Source organism: Mycobacterium sp. TH-M106 (genome assembly GCF_057473765.1).
Map to the genome: position 1 here is coordinate 1 of NZ_JBYCLE010000147.1, position 10,433 is coordinate 10,433.

General features: G+C 67.7%; 9 protein-coding genes and 1 pseudogene. 9 read left to right on the top strand and 1 reads right to left on the bottom strand.

Annotated elements, in window-relative coordinates:
• Positions 1–375 precede the first annotated feature (375 nt).
• From mftA to mftG, 7 genes are all read left to right on the top strand, one after another.
• On the top strand, positions 376–471 hold the full coding sequence (gene mftA / locus AC2VOP_RS05275) for a mycofactocin precursor MftA (RefSeq protein ID WP_486959978.1): 96 nt from the start codon (positions 376–378) through the stop codon (positions 469–471).
• A gap of 2 nt (positions 472–473) precedes the next feature.
• Complete coding sequence (gene mftB / locus AC2VOP_RS05280; protein WP_486959971.1) at positions 474–785, top strand: mycofactocin biosynthesis chaperone MftB; 312 nt, start codon at positions 474–476, stop codon at positions 783–785.
• Entirely contained in the window at positions 785–1,954 is a 1,170-nt protein-coding gene (gene mftC, locus AC2VOP_RS05285) for a mycofactocin radical SAM maturase (protein WP_486959972.1), read from the top strand. Before mftB ends, mftC begins: the two co-directional genes overlap by 1 nt.
• 2 nt (positions 1,955–1,956) lie before the next feature.
• On the top strand, positions 1,957–3,141 hold the full coding sequence (mftD, locus tag AC2VOP_RS05290) for a pre-mycofactocin synthase MftD (protein WP_486959973.1): 1,185 nt from the start codon (positions 1,957–1,959) through the stop codon (positions 3,139–3,141).
• Positions 3,142–3,294: 153 nt separating this feature from the next.
• A complete protein-coding gene (gene mftE / locus AC2VOP_RS05295; protein WP_486959974.1) occupies positions 3,295–4,122 on the top strand; it encodes a mycofactocin biosynthesis peptidyl-dipeptidase MftE in 828 nt (275 codons plus the stop codon).
• Positions 4,119–5,534 carry a mycofactocin biosynthesis glycosyltransferase MftF gene (gene mftF / locus AC2VOP_RS05300; protein WP_486959975.1) on the top strand — a complete coding sequence of 472 codons (1,416 nt, stop codon included), beginning with the start codon at positions 4,119–4,121 and terminating at the stop codon, positions 5,532–5,534. Before mftE ends, mftF begins: the two co-directional genes overlap by 4 nt.
• A complete protein-coding gene (gene mftG, locus AC2VOP_RS05305; protein ID WP_486959979.1) occupies positions 5,531–6,985 on the top strand; it encodes a mycofactocin dehydrogenase MftG in 1,455 nt (484 codons plus the stop codon). The genes mftF and mftG overlap by 4 nt, the downstream gene beginning before the upstream one ends.
• On the opposite strand, the gene AC2VOP_RS05310 is transcribed toward mftG, so the two are convergent.
• A complete protein-coding gene (locus tag AC2VOP_RS05310; protein WP_486959976.1) occupies positions 6,948–8,201 on the bottom strand; it encodes a cytochrome P450 in 1,254 nt (417 codons plus the stop codon). The two genes, mftG and AC2VOP_RS05310, sit on opposite strands and share 38 nt — an antisense overlap.
• Positions 8,202–8,328: 127 nt before the next feature.
• On the opposite strand from AC2VOP_RS05310, the gene AC2VOP_RS05315 reads away from it, so the two are divergent.
• Together AC2VOP_RS05315 and AC2VOP_RS05320 are read left to right on the top strand one after the other, a co-directional pair.
• Positions 8,329–9,984, top strand: a complete 1,656-nt coding sequence (locus tag AC2VOP_RS05315) for a carboxylesterase/lipase family protein (protein ID WP_486959977.1) — start codon at positions 8,329–8,331, stop codon at positions 9,982–9,984.
• A gap of 386 nt (positions 9,985–10,370) precedes the next feature.
• A pseudogene (locus AC2VOP_RS05320) lies at positions 10,371–10,433 on the top strand (30S ribosomal protein S10); the annotation flags it as partial.

The following is a 10,433-nucleotide window of genomic DNA, read 5'->3' on the forward strand; positions in this document are numbered from 1 at the left end:
CCGCCGCCGCCATCCGTCGGGCCTTGAGCGCCTGAAAGTCCCGCCGCGCACGTACTTTGGCCGCCTTACCCGACCGTCGCCTGCCAGCAGATCCCGCCACACACCAATTGTCCTATACCACAGCGCGAACTCCGCGAAACGACTCACTATATTACCGAAAATTCTTTAATGTCCAGTCCGCCGCGCACCACGTCGAACGCGTCGGCGAGGGCCGGTTGGCAGCGAGTCGGCTGACTTGGCGCCGACGCGGCGGGCACGAACTCCGCGAGGACACCGTGCCAACCGGAGTACATCGTCCTCGATGCCATATTCTTACCGGGATTGTGGACGGGCTGACGCCCGCTTGTCGACCCCCTGATGACGAAAGGCAACGCTATGGACCAGGACCAGCAGAACGACACCGACAGCGAACTCGTCGCCGAGAGTCTGGTCGAAGAGGTGTCCATCGACGGCATGTGCGGGGTCTACTGACCGTGCCGGCTCCTGCGGCGCGGGCGCGCACAGACCTCAGCTTCGACCCCGACCAAGGTTGGCGGTTGCATTCGCAGGTGTCGGTGCGGGCTGAACCGTTCGGTGCGCTGCTGTATCACTTCGGAACCCGCAAGCTGTCGTTTCTGAAAAACCGCACCATCGTCGCGGTGGTGCAGTCGCTGGCCGACCATCCCGACGCCCGATGCGCGTGTCGCGCGGCCGGAGTCGACGACGCCCACATGGCCCCATACCTGCACGCCCTGGAAGTGTTGGCGGACTCGAGCATCGTGGTCCGCAAAGAGCTAGCGGAGTAATGATGACCGCTCCGCGACTCATCGACCAGTTCGAACACGGCCTGGACGCGCCGATCTGCCTGACCTGGGAGCTGACCTACGCATGCAACCTGGCGTGTGTGCACTGCCTGTCTGCGTCGGGCACGCGCGACCCGCGTGAGTTGTCCACCCGGCAATGCAAAGACATCATCGACGAGTTGGAACGCATGCAGGTGTTCTATGTCAACATCGGTGGTGGAGAACCCACTGTCCGGCAAGACTTTTGGGAACTGGTGGACTACGCGACCGCGCACCACGTCGGGGTCAAGTTCTCCACCAACGGCGTGCGGATCACTGCGGAGGTGGCCGCCCGGCTTGCCGCCAGTGACTATGTCGACGTGCAGATCTCCCTGGACGGCGCCACTGCTGACGTCAACGACGCCATCCGGGGACCGGGCTCGCACGACATGGCGATCCGCGCGCTGGAGAACCTGGCCGCCGCCGGATTCGCCGACACCAAGATCTCCGTCGTCGCCACCCGGCACAACATCGGTCAGCTCGACGACTTCGCCGTCCTGGCAGACCGTTACGGTGCCACGCTGCGGATCACCAGGCTACGGCCGTCCGGCCGGGGGGTCGACGTCTACGAGGATTTGCGCCCGACCGCGGAGCAGCAGAAGCAGCTGTACGACTGGCTGGTGGCCAAGGGTGAGCGGGTGCTGACCGGCGACTCGTTCTTCCACCTCGCCCCGCTGGGCGACAAGGGCGCCTTGGCCGGGCTGAACATGTGCGGTGCCGGCCGGGTGGTCTGCCTCATCGACCCGATCGGCGACGTCTACGCCTGCCCGTTCGCCATCCACCAGGAGTTCCTGGCCGGAAACGTATTGAGCGACGGTGGGTTCCACACCGTCTGGAAGCACTCGAAGCTGTTCGAAGAACTGCGCAACCCGAAGGCCGGCGGGGCGTGCACCAGCTGCACGCTGTACGACACCTGCCGCGGCGGCTGCATGGCAGCGAAGTTCTTCACCGGCCTGCCGATGGACGGCCCCGACCCGGAATGTGTACTGGGTCACGGCGATCAGGCGTTGACTCGCGAGCGGGAAAAGCCACGCCCCAGCGCCGACCACTCCCGGGGGATGCGCAGCAGGAGCTCGCGGTCGGCCAGCAGGCTGGTGCCGCCAAAACGTCTGTGCGACGACAGCCCGGTCTAGCTGTGGCCCGCGATATCTGGTTCGAGACGGTCGCCATCGCTCAGCAACGAGCGAAGAAGCGACTGCCGAAATCGGTCTACTCGTCACTGATCTCGGCCAGCGAAAAGGGCGTGACCGTCACCGACAACGTGGCGGCCTTCAGTGAGCTGGGTTTCGCCCCGCACACGGTCGGCGCGACAGCAAAGCGTGACCTGTCGACAACCGTCCTGGGTCAAGAGATTTCACTACCTGTCGTCATCTCTCCGACTGGAGTTCAGGCAGTCCACCCAGACGGTGAGATAGCTGTCGCACGGGCAGCGGCAGCCCGGGGCACGGCAATGGGGTTGTCCTCGTTCGCCAGCAAGCCGATCGAAGAGGTCATCGCCGTCAATCCCAAGCTGTTCTTCCAGGTCTACTGGCTGGGTGGCCGCGACGCGATTGCCGAACGCGTCGAGCGTGCCCGGCAGGCCGGTGCGGCGGGGCTGATCGCAACCACCGACTGGACGTTCTCCCACGGGCGGGATTGGGGCAGTCCGAAAATCCCCGAACGCATGGATCTGCCGACCATGGTGCGGTTGCTCCCCGAGGCGCTCGCCCGGCCGCGGTGGTTCTGGAAGTATGCGCAGAGCCTGCGCGCGCCGAATCTGCGGGTGCCCAACCAGGGCCGCCGCGGTGAGCGCGGTCCGTCGTTCTTCGAGGCCTACGGGGAGTGGATGGGCACGGCGCCGCCGACGTGGCAGGACATCGCGTGGCTGCGCGAGCTTTGGGGCGGGCCGTTCATGCTCAAGGGCGTGATGCGCGTCGATGATGCCAAAAGGGCAGTGGATGCTGGTGTTTCAGCGATCTCGGTGTCCAACCACGGAGGCAACAACCTGGACGGCACTCCGGCGTCGATTCGCGCGCTGCCGGCTGTCGCAGCCGCCGTCGGAGACCAGGTCGAGGTGTTGCTGGACGGCGGGATCCGCCGCGGCGGCGACGTCGTCAAGGCGGTGGCGCTCGGGGCGCGGGCGGTGATGATCGGCCGGGCCTACCTGTGGGGCCTGGGCGCGGCAGGCCAGGCCGGGGTGGAGAACGTGCTGGACATCATGCGCGGCGGGATCGACTCGGCGCTGATGGGCCTGGGCCGCGCGTCGGTGCACGACCTCGGCGGCGGCGATGTCCTGGTCCCGCCGGGTTTCGGCCGGGCGCTCGGCGTAGCGCCCGGATAGTCCGGGTAGGACGGCCGACCCGCCGGGCCCCGGCACCTGGTACGCACGTGGCAGGCGGGGCTGACGTGACCGATTGGCCGCGTCGATCGGGTCGCGGGGCGCCGGTCGAAAAGAAATTCTCCATCCAACTTGCCAATAACTGGTTAACCGCAGGTGATTTCGGCTTACTATCGTCGGGTGGCGCTCCCCGGCGAACTCGGCGCACTGACATCGAGCCAGCTAGCGGGAGCGTCGCCGACGGTGCTGGTCCCGGTGGGTTCGACCGAGCAGCACGGGCCACACCTGCCCCTGGACACCGACACGCGGATAGCGGTCGCGGTCGCGCGGGAGGCCGCGGCGAGGCTGAGCTGCGGCCCGCAGGGGCAGCGGGAGGCCGCGGCGAGGTGCAGCGCCAGCCCGCAGGGGCAGCGAGAGGCCGCGGCGAGGTGCAGCGCCGGCCCGCAGGGGCGCTGCCTGGTGGCGCCGGCCATCAGCTATGGCGACAGCGGGGAACATCAGAGTTTCCCGGGCACCATCTCGATCGGCACCGACGCGCTGACGCAGCTGCTGGTGGAGTACGGGCGGTCGACCTGTTGCTGGGCGCGGCGGGTGGTCTTCATCAACGGTCACGGAGGCAACATGGCCGCGTTGCGCTCCGCGGTTGGCCGGCTGCGCTTCGAGGCTCGCGACGTGTGCTGGTGGGCGTGCGGCGCGGAGGGTGGCGACCCGCATGCCGGACACACCGAAACGTCGGTTTTGCTGCACCTTTCGCCGACCGTGGTGCGAACCGACCGACGTCGTCCGGGTAATCGCGCTCCGCTGTCGGACCTGATGCCGTCGATGCGTCGCGGCGGAGTGGCGGCGGTGAGCGAGGTAGGCGTGCTGGGGGATCCGACCACCGCGACGGCCGCGGAGGGAGAACATATCTTCACGACGATGGTCGATGGCTGCGTTCGAGCCGTCAGCGGCTGGGCGCCCGGTGCCGACGGGATGCTGCGATGACCCAGTCCCGGCTGCCGGACGGTTTCGCTGTGCAGGTCGATCGACGGGTCCGGGTGCTCGGGCAGGGCTCCACCCTGCTGGGCGGCTCGCCCACCCGGCTGCTGCGCCTGGCTCCGGCCGCTCAGGGAATGCTGTCCCACGGCCGCCTGGAGGTACACGATGCGGCAAGCGCGGAAGTGGCCCGCACCCTGCTCGACGCAACGGTAGCTCACCCCCGACCGTCCGGAGGTCCTTCGCATCGTGATGTCACTGTAGTTATCCCGGTGCGGGACAACATATCTGGACTCAAACGCCTAGTAGCGTCGCTGCGGGGCCTGCGTGTGATCGTGGTCGATGACGGGTCGGCGGTTCCGGTGACCCAGGATGCCCTCACCGCAGGGCACTGCTGCACGGTCGAGGTGCTCCGACACCCGCACAGCAGAGGACCGGCAGCGGCACGCAACACCGGACTGGCCGCCTGTACAACAGATTTCGTTGCCTTCCTGGATTCCGACGTGGTGCCGCGACGTGGCTGGCTGGAGGCGCTGCTGGGCCATTTCTGCGACCCCACGGTGGCCTTGGTGGCGCCGCGCGTTGTCGCCATGCCGCACAGCGACCGGCTCATCGCGCGCTATGAGGCGGTGCGTTCATCGCTGGACCTGGGTCAGCGGGAGGCGCCGGTCGTTCCGTACGGCATGGTGGCTTATGTCCCGAGTGCGGCGATCGTGTGCCGCAGGTCGGTGTTGAGCGAGCTGGGCGGGTTCGATGAGGCATTGCGGTCCGGCGAGGACGTCGATCTGTGCTGGCGGCTGATGGAGGCCGAGGCTCGCCTGCGCTACGAGCCTATCGCGCTGGTGTCACACGATCACCGCATCGAGCTGCGCGACTGGGTTGCGCGCAAAGCCTTCTACGGAGCCTCCGCGGCACCGCTGTCGGCCCGTCATCCGGATAAGACCGCGCCGCTGGTGATCTCCGGTTGGACGCTGCTGGCATGGGTTTTGGTGGCGATCGGCTCGCGCGTGGGCTACCTGGCGTCTTTGGTCGTGGCCGCGATGACCGGCCACCGGGTCGGGAACACCATGCAGGGCAGCGACGCCGCGCCGCGAGATGTCGTGGTGGTGACCGGACGCGGGCTGAGCTCGGCGGGGTTGCAGCTGGCATCGGCGGTCTGCCGCCACTACTGGCCGATCGCACTGCTGGCGGCGCTGGTGTCGCGGCGCTGCCGGTACGCGGTGTTGACGGCGGCGGTCACCGACGGCGTGGTGGATTGGATGCGTCACGGCACACGCGTCGAACGTGACGACAGACCCCTTCCCCTGGCGCTTTATCTGCTCCTCAAACGGCTCGACGATCTCGCCTATGGCTTCGGGCTGTGGTACGGGGTATTGCGGGAACGCAACGCCGCCGCCCTCAAACCCCAGATTCGGGCCTGACGGTCACGTTGGCAAGCGACGTCCTGATCGTCGGCGCTGGGAGTGCGGGATGTGTTGTAGCTGAGGAACTTTCGCTGGACAGCAGCTGTGTGGTGACGGTGCTGGAGGCTGGCGTCGGCCTGGGCGATCCGGCACTGCTGGCCCAGGCCGCAAATGGGTTGCAGCTGCCTGTGGGCGCCGCCAGCCCATTGGTGCGGCGTTACCGTACCGTACTCACCGGCGATTCCACCAGCGCGGTGACCATCGTGCGTGGTGCCACTGTCGGCGGCTCCGGTGCGGTCAACGGCGGATACTTCTGCCGCGGCCTGCCGCGTGACTTCGACGGCTTCGGGCTGCCCGGCTGGGGTTGGCCGGACGTCCTCGGGCATTTCCGCGCCATCGAGACCGATCTGGACTTCAGCGGCTCGGCGCATGGCGACAGCGGTCCGATCCCGGTCCGACGGACGCATGAGATGGTCGGCAGCAGTGAGCTATTCGTGACCGCGGCGCAGGAATTCGGCTTCGCCTGGATCGACGATCTGAACGATACCGGCGGAAGGCCGGCGATGCCGCCGGGGGTGGGTGCCGTCCCCCTCAACATCGTCGACGGTGTGCGCACCGGGCCGGGGATGGGCTATCTGCTGCCGGCGTTAGGGCGAGAAAACCTGACATTGTTGACGCAGACCACTGCGGTTCGGCTGGAGATCAAGGCGGGTCGCGCCGTGGGCGTGGAAGCGATCGGCCCCGGCGGCCCTGTGCGCTTGGATTCAGATCGAATTATACTGTGCGCCGGTGCAATTGAGTCCGCGCATCTCTTGATGCTCTCCGGTATCGGCGAGGAGGCGATGCTGCGCAACGCCGGGGTTCAGGTGGTGGCCCCGCTGCCGGTCGGGATGAGCTGCAGCGACCACCCGGAGTGGGTGTTGCCAGCCGACTGGGCGGTAGCGGAGGGCAGGCCCGTTCTGGAGGTAGTCCTGCACACCGACGACGACGTCGAGATCCGTCCGTACACCGGTGGATTCGCTTCCCTGGCGGGTGAGGTGTCACCGCGACATCCGGACTGGCCGCATATCGGCGTGGCGCTGATGAAGCCGCGGTCACGTGGTCGGTTGACACTTGTGTCCGCGGACCCGGGCATACCGCCGCGCATCGAACACCGCTACGATTCGGATCCCGAAGACGTTGCCGCACTGCGGCGGAGTGCTGAATTGGTCCGCGAGATCCTCGGGGCTGCAACAGAGGTGGGTCCACCCGTCTGGTCTACGTCACAGCATCTGTGCGGCAGTGCGCCGATGGGAACTGTGCTGGACTCGCGGTGCCGGGTCCGCGGCGTCGACGGCCTGTGGGTGGTCGACGGGTCGGCACTGCCTGCAGTCACCAGCCGTGGGCCGCATGCGACCATCGTGATGCTCGCGCACCGGGCCGCGGAGTTCGTCAGGGGCGCAGCCGGTATCGAATCGGAAGGTGCTTGACACCACCGACAAACGTGGTCGAGGTCAACTGTGGTTCCCCGGACAACTCGACGGACTCCAGTCGGGGCAGCAACTCGGTGAAAAAGCTGGCGATCTCCATCCGGGCAAGTGCCGAACCCACGCAGAAGTGCACGCCGTATCCGAACGACAGATGCTTGTTGGGGTCGCGGCCGACGTCGAAGGTGAACGGGTCGTCGAAGACGTCTTCGTCGCGGTTGGCCGAGACGTAGGAGAGGTAGGCCGATTCGCCCTTGGCTATGGGTACTCCGCGCACCTCGGTGTCGGCGGTGGCGGTACGCATGAACTCCTTGACCGGCGTCGTCCAGCGGATGATCTCCTCGACCGCGGTCGGCATCAGATCGAGGTCGTTGCGCAGCCGATTTCGCTGCTCCGGATGCTCGACCAAGGCCAGCATGCCGCCGCTGATCGCCGCACTGGTGGTGTCGTGGCCGGCGGTGGCGAGGATGACGTAGTACGAGGCGGTGTCGATGTCGGACAACGGCTGCCCGTCGATGCGGGCATTGGCGATAGTCGATGCGAGATCCTCGGTGGGATGTTCGCGACGAGCCGCGGTGAGTGCGTTGAAGTATTCGAAGAAATCCAGCAGAACCGCCAGCTGTTCTTCGGGTGTTAAGCCGCGGCGGTACTCGTCGTCGTCGCCGCCGAACAGCTCCTGGGTCAGCCGCAGCATCCGCGGAAAGTCGGCCTCTGGCAGTCCCAGCAGGGACATGATCACATACAGCGGGTAGTTGAGGGCAATGTCTTGGACGAAGTCGCACTGCGGCCCGATCGCCATCATCCGGTCCACGTAGCGCTTGGCGAGCTCGTCGGCGCGCGCCTTCATCGCCCGCATTGCCTTGGGCCGGAACCAGTCGGCGACGACGGACCGCATCTTGTGATGCTGGGGGTCGTCCATATGGATCAAGGTGCGCAGGCCCAGCCCGGCCGCCAGCTGCGCCTCCTGCAGGTCGTCGGCCTCGGCGGTCATCAGCAGCGGGCGCGGCTCGTTGATCCACAACACGTTGTCACGTTCGATGTCCATGATGTCGGCGTGCTTGGTGATAGCCCAGAACGGCCGATAGGGCGGGCAATCCACCAGGGAGACCGGCGCGTGAGCACGCAGGTGGGTCAGGGCCGCATGCAGGCGCGGCTCGTCGGCGTAGGCCGTCGGGTCGGCGAACACCTTGGCGGCCTGGTCGACTATCGGAGTGCTCATCGTGAACTCCTCACCGGCATGGCCCGAAGCTGTCCGTTGTCGTCATTGTCGACGGTCTCCGATGGTACTGGGAAGGTTTGCGGCGATCCGCCGAGCGTGGTCCGCGTTGCCCTTAAGCTTGACGTTCGTGCCGACCAGATCAGCTCGTGGCCTGTACGCCGGTGCTGTCGTGCTGGTGCTGGTGGGGGTGCTGACGAACGGGTGCGCGCGCGGCGGCGGGGCAACGCCGCCGAGGCCGCGGCCGGCCGCTGCGATCTCGCTGGACGCCGCCGAGGTGCCGACGGCAGCCGGAATGGTACGGGGTGTGGTCGGTCGGGATCACCGTCTGTTCGAGGGCATACCCTACGCGGCTCCGCCGGTCGGGCCGCTTCGTTGGCAGCCGCCGCAGCCGCCGGTGCCGTGGCCCGGGGTGCGCGACGCCGAGAAACCCGGCCCGTGGTGTATTCAGGAGACCGGGGACGCCCCGGTCGCGGGCCCGCTGACGCGCGAGGACTGCCTGACCCTGAATGTCTGGACCCCCACGGGTACGGCCCGGGCGCCTCGGCCGGTGCTGGTCTGGATTCACGGCGGCGGCTTCGTCAAGGGCAGCGGCGACATCTACGACGCGCAGCGGTTGGTCACCCGCGGCGACATCGTCGTCGTCACCCTCAACTACCGGTTGGGGGCGCTCGGATTTCTGGCCGACCCCGCGCTGGAATCGACCGGCGCCAACGGCAACTACGGCCTGGCCGACCAGCAGGCGGCACTGCGCTGGGTTCGCGACAACATCGCCGGCTTCGGCGGCGACGCTACCAAGGTGACCATCGCCGGAGAATCCGCCGGCGCGATGTCGGTCTGTGATCACCTGGCGGCGCCCGATTCGGCGGGCTTGTTCCAGGCGGCGGTCATCCAAAGCGGGCCGTGTCAGGCGCAGGTCGACCTGGCGACCGCGCAGCGGATCAGCCGCGACTACGCCGCGTCGATGGGCTGCGCCAAGGTGGACGTCGGGGCCGCCGCAGCGTGTCTGCGGGAACTGCCGGCCGGCGCTCTGGCCAAGCCGCTGTGGTATGCGCGCTTCGGCACCGACCGGCTGAGCGGCCCGGTCATAGGAACCCGAGTGCTGCCGGTGGATCCGGTGCGCGCGTTCACCGACGGATCTGCCACCCGGGTGCCGGTCCTGATCGGCATCAACCGCGACGAGTTCACCATGTTCGTCGCGCTGCGGTACCTGTGGGAGGGCCGAGAGCTCAGCACCGCGGAGTACCCCGGCGTGCTGTCGGACACCTTCGGCCAGCGTGACGCGGCTGCCGTCCTGGCGCACTACCCACCCGAGCAGTACGGCGGCAGCGTGTCACTGGCCTACGCTGCTGCGACCACCGACGACGTCTTCGCCTGCCTCGCCGACCGGATGGCCGACGGGCTGGCCAGCACCGAACCGGGCGTCTACGCATACGAATTCGACGATCCGAACGCACCCGCGCCGGAGATGTACCAGCGGGTGCCGTTTTCGATCGGCGCCAGCCACTCACTGGAGTTGCGCTACCTGTTCGACGTCGCCGGAGCGCCGCCGCTGGACGTCGCGCAGCGCAGGCTGTCCGACCAGATGATCGATTACTGGAGCCGATTCGTGATCACCGGTGCCCCGGAGGTCGCCGGCCAACCGGGCTGGCCTCCGCTCGTAGCGGACCCGGACCCAGGCTCGGGCCATGGGCCGTGGATGTCGCTGCGAACCAACGGCAGCCGGGTGGTGACCGACTTCGCGGCCCAACATCAGTGCGCGTTCTGGGCCAGCATCCGAAGGTGAGGACTGAAGTCGACGTTCGTCAGCGCGAGAAAGTGCCACCCTAGCCGAGCCCTAGCCGAGCCCTAGCCGAGCGCGCAGATGCGACCGGCCGCCCGGGCCTCAGAACAGGATTTGGCCGATAACCCGACGTGAGGCATACTGGTGGGGTTGGCCTGCGCCGGGTTCGTTCCTAGCCGGGCATACGACCAGCGCCCACCCGGGCGCGTCCGGTCCCACCTTCGGAGCGTGGCGAGATTTCGCTGCGGCTGACGCCGCGCGCGGGCGGGGGGCCGGTGCACCAGGACAGGTAAACAGCGGCGGCAACACCCAACGCGACCCGGACGAGCGGGGCGCAGAGTACACCGGGGCCGGGCACCGGCCCTCAGCAGGAGCGAGGTAGCAGCAGCGTGGCGGGACAAAAGATCCGCATCAGGCTCAAGGCCTACGACCATGAGGCCATTGACGCCTCG

Bases quoted from the DNA above. Each gene is read 5' to 3' on its own strand.
- mftA (WP_486959978.1), top strand. From the start codon at position 376: ATGGACCAGGACCAGCAGAACGACACCGACAGCGAACTCGTCGCCGAG.
- mftC (WP_486959972.1), top strand. From the start codon at position 785: ATGATGACCGCTCCGCGACTCATCGACCAGTTCGAACACGGCCTGGAC.
- mftF (WP_486959975.1), top strand. From the start codon at position 4,119: ATGACCCAGTCCCGGCTGCCGGACGGTTTCGCTGTGCAGGTCGATCGA.
- AC2VOP_RS05310 (WP_486959976.1), bottom strand. From the start codon at position 8,201: ATGAGCACTCCGATAGTCGACCAGGCCGCCAAGGTGTTCGCCGACCCG.